This is a genomic window from Clostridium sp. HV4-5-A1G, assembly GCF_900184915.1.
In the GTDB taxonomy this organism is placed as follows: Bacteria; Bacillota; Clostridia; order Clostridiales; family Clostridiaceae; genus Clostridium_B; species Clostridium_B aromativorans.
This window is the reverse complement of sequence record NZ_FXYI02000075.1, coordinates 1-15972: the sequence shown is the minus strand read 5'-3', so window position 1 is coordinate 15972 and position 15972 is coordinate 1. Positions and strand designations below refer to the sequence as shown.

Sequence of the window (15972 nt, the reverse complement as noted above, 5' to 3'; positions counted from 1 at the left end):
TTACTATATATAATTAAAATTTATTATTTGGATTTGAAACTTTTTGCCGTTTAGAGGTGATTATGATTATGAAAGTGAATCCTATAACATTGATGATAGGATTGATATTTTTATATCCCCTTGTAAAGGGGTTTTTGTTTAAGTTTTCTTCTAATGCATTGAAGTTAGATATAAGTGATGTGAGTAGAAGTGTTTCATTTATAATATCTTTAATAATGGGCACATATTTTGGGAAAAAAGTATTTATACAGCATGATGGAGGAATATATGAGAAAATATATAATTTAATACCCGACAATCTTTCACAGTATCTTGAGAACAATAACTTTATAGTATATGCAGTTGCAATTCCACTGTTTGTGTTCATATGTTATAAAATTATAAAATTGTTTTTAGATTTACTTAATTATCTTACATTTTACCCTGTACTTGACAGCATAGATAGATTTCTGAGATCCAAAAGCAATACTTTTAAAAGAATACTTGGAGTGGTATCTCAAGTTCCTAAGGCGATATGTTATGTGCTTTTAGTTACATTTGTACTAAATATAATGTCCATGTTTAATATAAATTCAAAGTTAAATAAGTATATGGAAGGTTCAAAGCCCTATAATTATATCTGCAAGGAAATAATAATACCTGTTACCAATTCAACTATTGCAAAACAACTGCCAAATGTATTGGATAATTCTTTCAAGATAGTTATAAGAGAACCAAATTCAAATGAAGTAAAAGATGCAGGTAATTTAAATAGAGTAAAAAATGATGAAAATACCATAGTATATTATAACGGAGTTACACTGGATGAAGGTGTTAAATCAAACTCAGAGATCAACAGTTTTGCCAAGGATCTTGCTTCAGAGGGAAGTAATACTACTGAAAGGGCAGAAATGCTGTACAATTGGATAGGAACTAATATAAATTATGATAATGAGAAAGCCAACAAGGTGTTGAACAATGATTTTAATGTGAAGTCAGGAGCGATTCCCACATTCTATTCCAAAAAGGGAATTTGCTTTGATTATTCTTGCCTGTATGTAGCTATGGCCAGGGCCAATAACATGAAAGTGAGATTAATAACTGGCGAGGGATTTAATGGAATAAGCTGGGTAAGCCATGCCTGGAATCAAGTTTATATTCCAGAACAGAATAAATGGATAAATGTAGATACTACTTTTTATAAGGGAGGAAATTATTTTAACAGCAGAAGATTTCAGGTTGATCACAAAAATGCACAGGTGATAGGAGAATGGTAGAAAGTCAAAAAGATCAATACCACTCTGATTTGAAAAAGAGTGGTATTTGTTTATTTTGATTTTGCTATGTAATTTTTAAGTATGTTATCTATGGCTTTTTCACAATCTGAGTCTTCATTATTTAAACACCATGCATTATTAAAGTATATGAGAGCTTTTTTATTATCTTTCAACATGGTATAACAATATCCAAGATTAAAAAAATATTTACTTTCTCTTTTTAATTTAATTGCGGAATTCAACAAGTCAATTGCTTTTCTGTATTCTTTCAATTTTATAAAACATACGGCTGAATTGTATAGTGAAGATGATTCATTATCCTTTATTTTTATTGCCTTTTCATACATATCAATGGCTCTTTTATAGTTTTTTGAATTGTAATACTCATTGGCTTTTTGAAAATAACTCATTTTACTCCTCCTTAGATTATATATTATTTTGTAATCCCTTAATAAATTTATATCCATTTTTAGAAAAAATATTCTAAAATATTTTCCATTTAAAAAGTTAAAATGCCAGAAAGGCATTTTAACGAAATCTTTTAGTGAAACATTTTTTTTCTCAGCTTTCTTTCAACTATTGATACAGCTTCATACATTGCATAAGCTAAGATTGAAAGAATTATTATACTCAACATAACTGTGTCCAATTGTGATATCTGGCCGCCATATATTATTAAAAATCCAAGTCCCTCTTTTGCCACCAGAAATTCTCCCATTATTACTCCCACCCAGGAAAGTCCAACATTTATTTTTAAGGAAGATACCAATGTTGGTATGGAAGCTGGTATTATAAGGTAAGTTAAAATCTGAAATTTTGATGAGCCAAAAGTTTGAAGAAGCCTAATTTTATCTTTATCCACTTCTTTAAACCCATTTAGTACAGTCAATATGGTTACAATTACTGAAATCAATACGGTTACTAAAATGATAGCAGGTATTCCATTACCCACCCAAAATATTATTATAGGAGCCAGAGCAACTTTGGGAAGAGCATTTAATACCACTACATAAGGATCCAATACATCTGAAACAAAATCAGACCACCATAGGAGTACAGCGATGAAAGTACCTATAATTGTGCTGAGTAAAAAACCCAATATTGTTTCAATGCAAGTTATACCAATATGTTTAAATAGATTTCCTTCAGCATAAAGTTTTATCAGGTTTTTTAACATTCTGGAAGGAGTGCTTGTCAAAAAAGGATCCACCCACCCTAAATCTCCAGCAATTTCCCACAACATAAAAAAAGCTATTAAAATGGCTATTCTGCTTATTATGATTTTTTTCTTTCGCGTATTGACATTTTTTAAATATACTTCACGTTCCTTTATATAGTCCATAATCAATTGTTCAACTCCTTCCAAATATTATTGAAATAAATTCTAAATTTAGGATCTTCTCTGCATTTTAGGGGGGAATCATGATTCCCTTCAAAATCTATATTGTAGATTCTTTTTAATTTTGCAGGCCTTTTGGAAAGAACTATGACTCTGTTTGACATTGATATGGCTTCTGAAATATCATGAGTTACCATTATGGCAGTTTTACCTTCTTTTTTTATTATCTTAAATATTTCATCACTTATGTTTAATCTGGTTTGGTAATCCAATGATGAAAAGGGTTCATCTAATAATAGAAATTCCGGTTCTAGTGCCAGAGTTCTTATTAAAGCTACCTTTTGTCTCATTCCTCCAGATAACTCTTCAGGATAATGATGAATGAAATCCCACAGGCCATAATTTTTTAACATGGCAGCTATTTTATTTTTATATTTAACTGTGGATCTATGCTGTATTTTAATGCTGAGAAATACATTATCCCATACATTCAGCCACTCAAACAGCTGATCCTTTTGAAACATATATCCCATTTTGGAAGAAAAAGAAGTTAATTTTTCATCATCTATATATACTTCGCCGTGGGACGGTTTTATAAGACCTGATATTATATTTAAAAGAGTGGTTTTACCACATCCGGAAGGGCCTACTATACTTAAAAATTCACCTTTCTCTACAGCAAAACTTATATTTTCCAAGGCTTTAGTAGAGTTTTTGGGTGAATGATAATTCATATAGATGTTGTTTACAACTAATTTATTCAAGATATCATCTCCTAATAACTGTGTTTTAAGGTGTTAAAGATAGGTTGAAATTCTAATTTTATATTATTTAATATAAGGTAAAATTAAGTTATAATCTATTATATGAATGAGTACAATATGGTGTTAAAAATCCACATCATTAGGAATATTATTATAAAATTAGGGTATTCAGAATATATTAGAATGGAATATATTAGAATTGCAGATACATGTTCATATGTTATAATATATGTACATACATCTGCAATTTATAGATAATATGTTGTTTTAAAGTCTATAAAATTAGTCTAAATTATTAATTTTAAAAGGTGATTGATTATGAAAAATTTATTTCACGTAGGTCTTGATATAGGTTCAACTACAGTAAAGATAGTAGTATCGGATATAAAAGACAGTATAATCTATCAAAAATATCAAAGACATTTTTCTGATATAAAAAATACTATAGCTAAAATTATTAAAGATGCCTATGTAAAGCTAAAGGATTCAGATATCACTGTAATGGTCACAGGCTCTGGAGGAATGTCTGTATCTAAATGGCTTAATATACCCTTTATACAGGAGGTTGTAGCTTGCACTAATACTATAGAAAGATTTATTCCAGATACTGATGTTGCAATAGAATTAGGAGGGGAAGATGCTAAAATAACCTTCTTTGAGGGCGGAATTGATCAGAGAATGAATGGAACCTGTGCAGGAGGAACCGGAGCATTTATAGATCAAATGGCATCGCTGCTTCAAACAGATGCTAAGGGTTTAAATGAGCTGGCTAAAAATTATAAGGTGATTTATCCTATAGCGGCCAGATGCGGTGTATTTGCAAAGACTGATGTACAACCACTTTTAAATGAAGGGGCTGATAAGTCAGATATTGCAGTATCTGTGTTTCAGTCGGTGGTAAATCAAACTATAAGCGGACTTGCTTGTGGAAAATCTATACGGGGTAATGTAGCATTCCTGGGTGGACCCCTATATTTTTTATCTGAACTTAGAAAAAGATTTATAAAAACTTTAAAACTTACAGATAAACAAGTGTTTTTCCCAGAGAATTCTCAATTATTTGTAGCACTTGGTGCTGCGATTTCATCTAAAAATGAAAAACCTATTTCTTTCAAAAATTTAATAGATAGACTTCCAAATTTAAATAAGTCTTCGGGTGAGGATATACAAACATTAAGGCCTCTTTTTAAAGATGAAAATGAATTAAAAGAATTTAGAGAAAGGCACAGCAGGAATTCGGTGAAGAGAGGAAGTTTGGAAGGATTTAGTGGAAACTGTTATCTGGGGATAGATGTAGGCTCTACAACCACTAAGGCAGCTCTAATTGATGGGTATGGAAATTTGCTGTATTCTTCTTATGGAAGTAATAGAGGTAATCCCTTGAAATCTACAGTGGATATATTGAAAGATTTATATAAAAAATTACCGGAAGGTGCTAAAATAGTAAATTCAACAGTTACAGGATATGGGGAAGGACTTGTAAAGGCAGCTTTATCTGTAGATATAGGTGAAGTTGAAACTATTGCCCACTATAAAGCAGCAGAGTTCTTTCAGCCTGGGGTGGATTTTATATTGGATATTGGCGGACAGGATATGAAATGCCTTAAAGTGAAGGATGGAGTAATCGATAAAATAATGTTGAACGAAGCCTGCTCTTCCGGGTGTGGTTCCTTTATAGAGACTTTTGCCAAGTCTTTAAATATGAGTGTAAAAGATTTTGCTAAGTCTGCAGAAACTTCTAAAAAGCCCGTGGATTTGGGTTCCAGGTGTACTGTTTTTATGAACTCAAGGGTTAAGCAAGCCCAAAAAGAGGGAGCCTCTGTAGGAGATATTTCAGCAGGACTTTCCTATTCGGTTATAAAAAACGCATTATTTAAGGTAATAAAGATAAGAGATCCTGAGAAACTAGGTAGAAAGATAATAGTCCAGGGCGGCACATTCTATAATGATGCCATATTGAGAGCTTTTGAAATCATATCCGGGCGAGAAGTGATAAGACCGGATATAGCAGGCCTTATGGGGGCATTTGGAGCTGCTATTATTTCCAGGGAAAGATTTGAACCGGAGCATGAGACGTCACTGTTAAACTCAGCTGAGCTGGATAGATTTTCAACGGAAATTACAATGAGAAGATGCGGGAAATGCGCTAATAATTGTCTGTTGACTGTAAATAAATTTTCAGATGGAAAAGAATTTATATCTGGAAACAGATGTGAAAGGGGTGCAGGTCTTGAGAGGAAAACCTTAGATATACCGAATCTCTATGACTATAAATACAAGAGAATATTTAATTATATACCTCTCAAAAAAGATGAGGCAAATAGAGGACAGGTAGGTATACCTAGGGTTTTGAACATATATGAAAACTATCCATTCTGGTTTACTTTTTTTACTCAGCTGGGGTTTAGAGTGGAATTGTCAGCCCGTTCCTCAAAACGCATTTATGAACTTGGTATAGAAACTATACCTTCGGAATCTGCCTGCTATCCTGCCAAGATAGTTCACGGCCACATAATGAATCTGATACAGAGGGGAATAAATTTTATATTCTACCCTTGTATACCATATGAGCAGAAGGAGCAAAAAGAGGCCAATAATAGTTATAATTGTCCAATGGTAACTTCCTATCCTGAAGTTATAAAAAATAATATGGATATAATCAGAGAAAGACATATTAATTTTAAAAATCCATTTTTACCACTGAACAATAAGGAGAGACTCAAGAAAAGACTTGTAGAAGAACTTAAGGAATTTCACATTCCTGAAAAGGAGATATTCGATGCTGTAGACAAAGCCTTTGAAGAAGATAAAAGAATGAAAAGGGATATAAGGGCAAAGGGAGAGGAAGTACTGGAATATCTTAAAAAAACTGGAAGAAAGGGAATAGTGCTGGCTGGAAGACCTTACCATGTTGATCCGGAGATAAATCACGGGATTCCCAATATAATTACATCCTATGGTATGGCAGTATTTACTGAAGATTCAGTAGCTCACCTTGGCATTGTGGAGAGGCCGCTTCGTGTGGTAGATCAATGGGTTTACCATTCCAGGTTGTATGCTGCAGCAAGTTTTGTAAATACCCAGGATAATTTGGAGCTCGTTCAATTGAATTCTTTTGGATGTGGATTGGATGCAGTTACTACGGATCAAACTCAGGAAATACTCAATAAATATGAGAAAATATATACGGTACTGAAAATTGATGAGGGAAGTAATCTTGGAGCAGTTAAAATAAGGATACGTTCCTTGAAAGCAGCTCTTGAAGAACGAGAAAAGGCAGGCTTTAAGCCACATAGGGTTGAGGACAATTATAAAAAAGTGATGTTTACTAAAGAGATGAGAAAGAATCATACTATATTATGTCCACAAATGTCGCCTATACATTTTCAATTTTTGCAGGAAGCATTTAGAAATTCAGGTTATAATTTGGAAGTACTGCCTTCTGTTGATAAAAAAGCTGTTGACGAGGGACTGAAATATGTAAATAACGATGCATGTTATCCTTCCATAATAGTGGTAGGACAGTTGATAGAGGCATTAAAATCTGGCAAATATGATTTGAATAATACTTCTGTAGTGATGTCCCAGACAGGTGGGGGGTGCAGGGCAACCAACTATATAGGCTTTTTGAGAAAGGCATTAAAAGAAGCTGGAATGAAAAATATACCTGTAATATCTGTGAATGTAGTTGGAATGGAGAAAAATCCTGGATTTAAAATCACACCGAAACTTATAAATAAATCCATGATAGCGCTTTTATATGGGGATTTATTTATGAGAGTACTGTATAGGGTGAGACCTTATGAAAAAATACCGGGATCTGCAAATTTACTCTATAAAAGATGGATTGAAAAATGCAAGAGAAATGTTGCCAACGGTGTTCACAGAGAATTTAAAGAAAATATTTACGATATAGTAGATGATTTTGACAATCTGGAAGTGACCGATATACGGAAACCAAGAGTAGGAGTAGTGGGAGAAATATTGGTTAAATTTCATCCAACTGCCAATAATAGAATTGTGGATACATTGGAAGAAGAGGGAGTCGAAGCAGTAGTCCCTGATTTGACGGATTTCTTATTGTACAGTGCTTATGATGCTAAATTCAAGCACAGATATTTGTCTGGAAGCTATTTAAGTACAATTATAAATGAAGGGGCAATAAAATTTATTGAATATTTTAGACGATATATGAGAGATGCACTGAAAAACAGCAAAAGGTTTGCTCCACCATCTAATATTGAACAGCTGGCAAAAGATGCTTCACAAATATTGTCCATTGGAAATCAGACAGGAGAGGGTTGGTTTTTGACAGCTGAAATGATAGAACTTATAAAAAGCGGAGTAAAAAATATTGTGTGTATGCAGCCTTTTGCCTGCCTGCCTAATCATGTAACAGGCAAGGGAATGATAAAGGAACTAAAAAGAAGGTATCCAGGAAGCAATATTGCAACTATAGATTATGATCCAGGTGCAAGTGAGGTAAATCAGTTAAACAGGTTAAAGCTCATGTTGTCAGTGGCATTTAAATCCATGGAAAGTGAAGTCGCAGTGGAGAGCCGTAAAAATAAACTGGTTCCCCAGGCAGTGCTTGTAGAGGATGGAAATAAATGAAAATCCAAAAGGCTTTAACACAATTTACATTATACTCATATTATGAATAGATATTAAAATTGCTTTTTGGAGGATATATGATAAGAAAAAAATTAGGGCTCTATTCTGTTCTATTGTGCTTTATTTTTATAGTTACCATTTTTGCAGCTTGTGGAAATAGCAAAAAAGGTGCTAATTCCGTAGTTAATATAAAGTTGAATGAAGTGGCAAGATCTGCATTTTATGCACCAATGTATGTGGCGATAAACAAGGGAATGTTTAAAGAACAGGGTATAAATATAGATCTTACTACAGGTCAGGGAGCAGATAAGACAATGCAGCAGGTATTAAGCGGCAGCTGTGATATAGGCTTTTGCGGACCAGAGCAGGTAATTTATATATATAATCAAAAGCGAAAGGATTTTCCTGTATTATTTGCTCAATTGACTGCTACGGATGGATCCTTCTTAGTGGGTAGGAGTGAGCAGAAGAATTTTAAATGGGAATCCGTTAAGGGAAAGACCATAATTGGCGGAAGACCTGGTGGAGTTCCAGAAATGGCTTTAGAATATGTACTTAAAAAAAATAATATACAGCCCGGAAAAGATGTAAATTTAATAACTAATTTGGCTTATACTGCAACAGCAGGTGCATTTAAAGCCAATACAGGAGATTATGTGGCTCTTTTTGAACCCACTGCCAGTATGCTGGAAAAGGATAAAAATGGTTATATACAGGCTTCTGTAGGTGAATCTGCTGGTGTACTGCCTTATACTTGTTATTTTGCCACTAAGTCTTATATATCGAAGAATCCTGAGTTAATACAGAAATTTACAAATGCCATTCATAAAGGGCAGATATGGGTTCAAAAACACAGTGATGAGGAAGTAGCTGAGGCTATAAAATCCTTCTTCCCGGGAACTGATGAGGATGTACTAAAATCTGTAATAAAAAACTACAGGAATATAAAGGCCTATGCTGATACTCCGATTATAAAAGAACAGGATTTAAATAGACTTATGGATGTAATACAATCATATAAATCAGATTTGATACCTGAAAGACCTCCTTTTGACAAAATAGTGAATAATTCTTTTGCGGAAAAAGCCGTTAAATAGGCATGATGTAGAGTTGGGTCAACCCACTGTAAAGGGGGGGGGGAGCCAGCTCTAAAAATATTTTAAATTGAATTCTGTGATTTTAAATATTTTTGTGTCCAAGGGCATACAAATATACATTAAGTTGTTTTATCCGTTTGAATGCTTCTTTTTACTTTTGGCAGTGCCTTAAATCCACGCTGTCGTATTATTTTTGCTGCATATTCATCGAGATTATCCAGAAGCTCGTTTACTCTTGTATATTCAGCATAATAATCTTTTGTCGGTCCATTTTCTATTCCAGCAATTACATGAGGATTCATTGCTACCGCAATTGAAATTCCGTATCTGTAGCTTTCCCTCTGATCTTCTGGAATATCTTTTAGGTCTGCAAAACCGACAATTGAAGCGCCTTTCCCAATAAGGCACTTCCTGAGTTCTGTGCTTAAACAATTCATTTTTATATCTCCTTCCATATATAATTACCTACTTTATAACTGTAAAATACAATAAAATTTATAAAAAAGCAATCTTGTTTTTTAAAGTATTTGTTTCTAATTGCTGAATGTGTAAAATTTCTTGACAGTATAAAAATTAACGTTATAATAGAAAATGTATTAATTAATTTATCAGCTGTGAAAAAAAAGAGTAAGGATAGCATTGTATAAAGAGAGAAAAGCTTATTAGCTGAAAGGCTTTTCATATGGTATATCCTGAAGGTAGTTTTGGAGCTTCTTTACTGAAATAGAAGTAAGTAGAGACGGTTTTGTACCGTTATTTTTGTGAGAGTCTGTAATTTTCAGAAAAAAAGGTGGTAACGCGGGTCTTCGTCCTTTGTGGATGAAGGCTTTTTTATATATCAAGTTATTTTCAGAACTATAGGAGGAGGAGATTTAATGTCGAAGAGGAAAGATATAGCAACTACTTACAATCCAAAGACATTTGAAGAAAAACTTTATAACAATTGGCAAAAAAAAGGATATTTTACGCCTGCAGCAGAGGACAACAAAAAAACTTATACCATGGTGATACCACCTCCCAATATTACTGGTAAATTACATCTGGGTCATGCTCTGGATGATACGCTTCAGGATATAATAATAAGAACTAAAAGGATGCAGGGTTACAATACGCTGTGGGTTCCAGGAGAAGACCATGCCAGCATAGCCACTGAGGTAAAAGTGGAAAAGGAATTATTAAAAAAGGGCATTGTAAAAAAGGAAATGGGGCGAGAGGCATTTCTTAAAAAAACCTGGGATTGGACTCATGAGTACAGGGAGAGAATAAGAAATCAGGTAAAAAAGCTTGGATGTTCTGTGGATTTTACAAGGGAGAGATTTACAATGGATGCAGGGCTCAACAAAGCTGTAAGAAGATTTTTTGTCAAATTATACAATGATGGACTCATATATCAGGGAAACAGAATAATAAACTGGTGTCCTAAATGCCAGACTGCCTTGTCCGATGCAGAAATTGAATATGAAGAACAGCAGGGCCATTTCTGGAATATAAGATATAAGATAGTTGGCAGCGACCGATATTTGGAAATAGCTACTACAAGACCGGAGACCATGTTTGGTGATACAGCTATTGCAGTTAATCCAAAAGATGAAAGATACAAGGATTTGGTTGGCAAAACTGCCATACTGCCTATTGTCAACAGAGAAATACCCATAGTTTCCGATGATTATGTGGATATGGAGTTTGGCACAGGTGCAGTCAAGATAACCCCTGCACACGATCCAAATGATTATCAGGTGGGAAAAAGGCATAACTTACCTGAAATTGTAGTGATGAATGAAGATGGAACCATAAAGCTTCCGGGAACCAAATATGATGGAATGGATAGATATGAGGCCAGAAAAGTACTGGTGGAGGATTTAAGAGAACAGGGATTTCTGGTAAAGATAAAAGATCATACACATAATGTAGGATGTCATGACAGATGCGGCACTACTGTCGAACCAATGCTTTCAAAACAGTGGTTTGTGAGAATGAAATCTCTGGCACAACCTGCTATTGATGTGGTAAGAAACAAAAAGGTAAAATTTGTACCGGAAAGATTTGAAAAGATCTATTTTAACTGGATGGAAAATATTCAGGACTGGTGTATTTCAAGACAACTATGGTGGGGTCATAGAATTCCTGTCTGGTATTGTAAAGATTGTGGTGAAGTTATAGTAAGTGATACGGATCCTACAAAATGCACTAAGTGCGGTTCAACCAATATAGAACAGGATAAAGATGTGCTGGATACCTGGTTCAGCTCTGCGCTTTGGCCTTTTTCCACCTTGGGATGGCCGGATAACACGGAGGATCTAAAATGTTTCTATCCTAACAATACCCTCGTTACCGGATATGACATAATATTTTTTTGGGTGGCACGAATGATATTTTCTGGTATATACTGCATGGATGACATTCCTTTTGAAAATGTGCTTATACATGGGATTGTGAGAGATTCTCAGGGAAGAAAAATGTCAAAATCCCTTGGAAACGGGGTAGATCCTATAGAAGTCATAGAGCAGTATGGAGCAGATGCCCTGAGGTTTGCACTTATTACCGGCAATGCACCGGGAAATGATATAAGATATTATCCTGAAAAAGTAGAGGCTTCTAGAAATTTTGCCAATAAGATATGGAATGCTTCAAGGTTCGTACTTATGAATTTGGATGAAGATCTGATGGATAAATACAAGAACTGTAAAGATTACAGTATTGCGGATAAATGGATATTGTCCAGAGTAAACTCGCTGGTAAAGGAAGTAACTTACAATATAGAGAAATTTGAAATGGGAATAGCTGCCCAAAAGATATATGATTTTATATGGGGTGAATTTTGCGATTGGTATATAGAACTTGTTAAACCTGCCATGTACGGTGAGGATGAAAAGACCAAGGGAGTGGCTTATAATGTATTGAATAAAGTACTTACTATAAGCTTACAGCTGCTTCATCCTATAATGCCTTTTATAACGGAGGAAATATATACGCATCTCTGCACAGAATATGAATCCATAACCATATCGAAGTGGCCGGAGTATAATGATGAACTTAAAGACCTAGAGTCAGAAAAAGATATGGAATATGTCATAGAGGCTATTAAGGCTGTCAGAAATGTCAGAACTGAGATGAATGTACCATTTTCGAGAAAGGCCAAGGTAATGGTATGGGCTACTGAAAAAAGTGCGTCGGAATCGTTAAAAAATGGAGAAGACTATTTTAAAAAATTGGCTTCAACGAGTGAACTGGAGTTTTTAAACAATAAAGGTGATGTACCAGAAAATGTAGTGTCGGCAGTTACTAAAGGAGCAGAGCTATTCATTCCACTTTTGGATCTGGTAGATAGGGATAAAGAAATTGAAAGGCTGAACAGGGAAAAAGGAAAATTAGAAGATGAAATAGAAAGAGTGGAGAAAAAACTTTCAAATAAAAAATTTCTTTTAAAAGCTCCTAAAGATGTAGTGGATAAGGAGAAAGAAAAAGCTTGTAAGTACAGGGAAATGCTTAATACTGTACTGGAGAGAATACAGAGTTTAAAATAAAAATATGGGGATGTACTACTATGAATTATGAAGAGACCTTAAGATATATAGAAAATGTAGCTAAGTTTGGGAGCAATCTGGGGCTTGATAGAACTGAAAAAATGCTGGAGATTTTAGGTGACCCCCATAAAAAGATAAAAGCCATACATGTGGCAGGCACTAACGGAAAAGGCTCTATCACAGCCATGATAAGTAAAATATTGATGGAAGCTGGTTTTAAAGTAGGGATGTATACTTCTCCTTATTTGGAAGTATTTGAAGAGAGAATACAGATAAATGGCGTCAATATACCGAGAGATGACTTGAGCAAAGTGGTTACAAAGGTATCTGAAGTTGTAAGAAGGGTTGTTGAGATGGGCTATGACAACCCTACTGAATTTGAGATAATTACCTGCAGCATGTTCTACTATTTTGCTGAAAAGAAAGTAGACATAGCTGTGGTTGAAGTGGGGTTGGGGGGAAGATTAGATTCTACAAATGTAATGCCGCCTTTTTCTGAGAAACAAAAAGGTGGAGTTATGCTAAGCATAATTTCCTCTATAAGTTATGATCATATGAAAATATTGGGGGATACACTGGGAAAAATAGCTTATGAAAAGGCAGGTATAATTAAACCCGGCATTCCGGTAATAATGTATCCTGAAGAGGAAGAAGCCGGGAAAGTCATAGAACAGGTGTGTGGACAAAAAGGAAGTCAGCTTATAAAAGTGCCAGTAAATTCAGTAAAACGTATTGAAAAAGATAAAATAAGCAGCCGCAATAGAGGGTGCATGCAGCATATAAGCCTTCATACGGGAAAACAGAACTATGATATTAAATTATCCCTTTTAGGTAGACATCAGCTTTTGAACTGTGCTGCGGCCGTTTTTGCTGTAGAGCAATTGTCCAGATATGGGATTCAAATAGGTAGATCCATAATATCAAGAGCTCTTAGCAGTGTAAAGTGGATGGGAAGGCTTGAGGTGATGGCAAAGAATCCTTTAGTAGTTATAGATGGAGCCCATAACAGGGAGGGGATTTCTGTGCTTAAGGATAATATAGAGAGCTATTTCAGCTATAACCATATGGTGCTTATATTGGGTATTCTGGCTGACAAGGAAGTAGATATCATGGTGAAGACCATTGTACCACTTGCCTGGAAGGTTATAGCCGTAACTCCAAACAATACGAGGGCAGAGAGCTCAAAACAACTGAGAGCTGTAGTGGAAAAGTATAATCCAAACTGTGAAGCTTTTGAGGATTATGAAATTGCCTATAAAAAAGCACTTTCTTACTGCGAGAAGGAGGATTTGCTTTTAATATCCGGTTCGCTTTATATGATAGGGGATATGAGGAAGATAATAAAAAGATACAGTGCAAAATTTTAATTTTGATGAGTTTGCCATATAAAAATGCACCTAAATCAAGGTGCATTTTGTTTTTTGAGTTTTTACGCTATAAATCAAATTGGAGAAATCTAAACCGTCTTATTTTTTAAAACTAATTTTTTGAGGGCTTTTGCAAACTGATCTGGACAGGAGGTACCCTTGCCGTTACAGGAAATACCCTGCAATTTTTTTATTACCTCTTCTACATCCATCCCGTTTACAAGTCTGGATATAGCTTGAAGATTTCCATTACAGCCTCCTATAAAATTTACATTTGCAATTTTATTTCCCACTATGTCAAAAATTATTTTACTCGAGCAAACTCCCTTTGTGGTATAAGTATACATTTTATCACCTGATTTCTATAGGGAATGAATATATTGAACAAAGTAATTATGTAACACAAACATTATACAATACAATAAAATAAATTTTCAATTGTTATTACCTATTTTAGCAGATATTCATATTATATTTGTAAGGGGGTGATGGTGTTGGATTATCTTTATGTATGCAGCACTTCTTCTGATCTTGTGTCAAAAATTAATTTGGACTACTTCTGCGAAGAGAAGAGAATATATTTAAGGTCCAATGATATGATTTATAATGTAGGTCCTCATGGAATATATACCAATGATAATAAGCTCATAACAGCAAATAGATATAACAATACCATATCTATAATTGATATAAAAAGGGAAATACAGGAAGAAAGTTATTATGTAGGAGCTTGTTGTAATGATGTTGTGGTTTACGGAAACAATGCATATATAATATGTAGTGACTTAAACAGCTTACTGGTTTTTGATCTTAAAGAGAAGCAAGTAACTGAAGAAATCCCCTGTGGAAGTCTTCCCTATAGCATATGCTTGAATAAAGAGAGAAGATTATTATTGATATCCAATATGGAAGATGATAGCATAACTTTAATAAATTGTACAAACAATAGATGTGTTAAAAATATAAGAGTGGGATCTTATCCTACTAAAGCTGTGTTTACATTAGACGGACAACATGTATTGATATGCGAAAGTAACATAGGATCTGAATTTAGGGGGAGTGTAGCTATTTTATCTTTGAAAAATTATAAAATAATAAACAGGATTATTGTGGGAAATTCGCCAATAGATATTTATTGCAGCAGTAGACATTGTTTTGTATCTAATTTTGGAGAGGGTACAATAAGTATTTTGGATATAAATAATTATAAGGAGGAAAAAAAGATAATTGTTGGTGGAATGCCTAAAAATATAATAAAATATAAGGAAAACCTGTATGTGGGAGACAACTATAATGATCTATTGATAAAGGTGAATATAAAAAGTAAAAATAAAAAATATATACCCATAGGTGGAGAACCTACAGGTATGGTTTTAAGTTGAATTTTAATTGCTCATAAGTAGTTCAACAATATTATAGTAGAGATCTAAGTAATCTTTTTTCCATTTTTTGCACAGCTCTTTGGCCTTGCTGTTGGAGTCTACATTTAATTTTATGTCTATTAGTTCAGAATTATTTTCCAGTATTTTTAAGTTCACGATAAAATTGTTTTTTGGATCGATGGTATAACTGGCATTTATAAAAAGATTCTTTTTTATAGACTCAATTTTCGTATCTAAATACTGATTTATGATGTCCATTTTATTTTTTGAAATTCTATTTCCAAATAACAACAATACTTTAAGACCTTTTTTGGTTATTATGAATTTATGATTATTTGAATAAACTACTTTTTTGATAAAATTAGAAGATAAAAGTTCATTTAAATATTGTTGAAGAGTAAAATAGTTTATAAAGCCGTTCTCAAGTATAATTTGTGTTATTTCATTATTGGAAATGGGAAATTTAATTCTTTTAAATATATAAAGCAGTAATAGTTTATTTTCTGCTAGTTCTAAAGTATCTTCGAACATTTAAAATCCTATCCATTGAATCTGTCTATTATACACATATGACGCTGCAGACGAAGCTAGAAGTGTAGATCTCGGTGGTAGCCGTATCATTAAAAAAA

General features: G+C 33.8%; 12 protein-coding genes and 1 other annotated feature. Of the genes, 6 read left to right on the top strand and 6 right to left on the bottom strand.

Annotated features, from left to right (window positions below; genetic code table 11):
• Positions 1-68: 68 nt before the first annotated feature.
• Positions 69-1256 carry a transglutaminase-like domain-containing protein gene (locus J5G60_RS09640; RefSeq protein ID WP_150356927.1) on the top strand — a complete coding sequence of 396 codons (1188 nt, stop codon included), beginning with the start codon at positions 69-71 and terminating at the stop codon, positions 1254-1256.
• Positions 1257-1306: 50 nt separating this feature from the next.
• On the opposite strand, the gene J5G60_RS09635 is transcribed toward J5G60_RS09640, so the two are convergent.
• The 3 genes from J5G60_RS09635 to J5G60_RS09625 form a co-directional block, all read right to left on the bottom strand.
• On the bottom strand, positions 1307-1666 hold the full coding sequence (locus J5G60_RS09635) for a tetratricopeptide repeat protein (RefSeq protein ID WP_150356926.1): 360 nt from the start codon (positions 1664-1666) through the stop codon (positions 1307-1309).
• A gap of 131 nt (positions 1667-1797) precedes the next feature.
• Positions 1798-2601: an ABC transporter permease gene (locus J5G60_RS09630; protein ID WP_150356942.1), complete on the bottom strand. Its 804-nt coding sequence runs from the start codon at positions 2599-2601 to the stop codon at positions 1798-1800.
• Positions 2601-3359, bottom strand: a complete 759-nt coding sequence (locus tag J5G60_RS09625; protein ID WP_150356925.1) for an ABC transporter ATP-binding protein — start codon at positions 3357-3359, stop codon at positions 2601-2603. The genes J5G60_RS09630 and J5G60_RS09625 overlap by 1 nt, the downstream gene beginning before the upstream one ends.
• Positions 3360-3677: 318 nt before the next feature.
• Here J5G60_RS09625 and J5G60_RS09620 point away from each other — a divergent pair, with 318 nt between their 5' ends.
• Both J5G60_RS09620 and J5G60_RS09615 read left to right on the top strand, forming a co-directional pair.
• On the top strand, positions 3678-7973 hold the full coding sequence (locus J5G60_RS09620; protein WP_150356924.1) for a 2-hydroxyacyl-CoA dehydratase: 4296 nt from the start codon (positions 3678-3680) through the stop codon (positions 7971-7973).
• 77 nt (positions 7974-8050) lie between these two features.
• Positions 8051-9070, top strand: coding sequence for an ABC transporter substrate-binding protein (locus J5G60_RS09615; protein ID WP_150356923.1), 1020 nt, complete (start codon positions 8051-8053; stop codon positions 9068-9070).
• A 119-nt stretch (positions 9071-9189) separates the two neighbouring features.
• On the opposite strand, the gene J5G60_RS09610 is transcribed toward J5G60_RS09615, so the two are convergent.
• Positions 9190-9507, bottom strand: coding sequence for a hypothetical protein (locus J5G60_RS09610; RefSeq protein WP_150356922.1), 318 nt, complete (start codon positions 9505-9507; stop codon positions 9190-9192).
• A 168-nt stretch (positions 9508-9675) separates the two neighbouring features.
• Positions 9676-9887 (top strand) — a binding site (T-box leader).
• A 58-nt stretch (positions 9888-9945) separates the two neighbouring features.
• Here J5G60_RS09610 and J5G60_RS09605 point away from each other — a divergent pair.
• Positions 9946-12594 (top strand): valine--tRNA ligase, encoded by a 2649-nt coding sequence (locus J5G60_RS09605; protein ID WP_150356921.1) that lies wholly within the window; start codon positions 9946-9948, stop codon positions 12592-12594.
• Between the two features lie 20 nt (positions 12595-12614).
• Positions 12615-13961 carry a bifunctional folylpolyglutamate synthase/dihydrofolate synthase gene (locus J5G60_RS09600; protein WP_150356920.1) on the top strand — a complete coding sequence of 449 codons (1347 nt, stop codon included), beginning with the start codon at positions 12615-12617 and terminating at the stop codon, positions 13959-13961.
• An 89-nt stretch (positions 13962-14050) separates the two neighbouring features.
• Here the strand turns inward: J5G60_RS09600 and J5G60_RS09595 are convergent, their stop codons facing one another.
• Positions 14051-14308, bottom strand: coding sequence for a TIGR03905 family TSCPD domain-containing protein (locus J5G60_RS09595; RefSeq protein ID WP_150356919.1), 258 nt, complete (start codon positions 14306-14308; stop codon positions 14051-14053).
• Between the two features lie 147 nt (positions 14309-14455).
• Between J5G60_RS09595 and J5G60_RS09590 the strand changes: the two genes are divergently transcribed.
• Positions 14456-15343 carry a YncE family protein gene (locus tag J5G60_RS09590; protein WP_150356918.1) on the top strand — a complete coding sequence of 296 codons (888 nt, stop codon included), beginning with the start codon at positions 14456-14458 and terminating at the stop codon, positions 15341-15343.
• A gap of 3 nt (positions 15344-15346) precedes the next feature.
• Here J5G60_RS09590 and J5G60_RS09585 read toward each other — a convergent pair whose 3' ends face one another.
• Positions 15347-15874 (bottom strand): DUF4364 family protein, encoded by a 528-nt coding sequence (locus J5G60_RS09585; RefSeq protein ID WP_150356917.1) that lies wholly within the window; start codon positions 15872-15874, stop codon positions 15347-15349.
• Between the last annotated feature and the right edge of the window lie 98 nt (positions 15875-15972).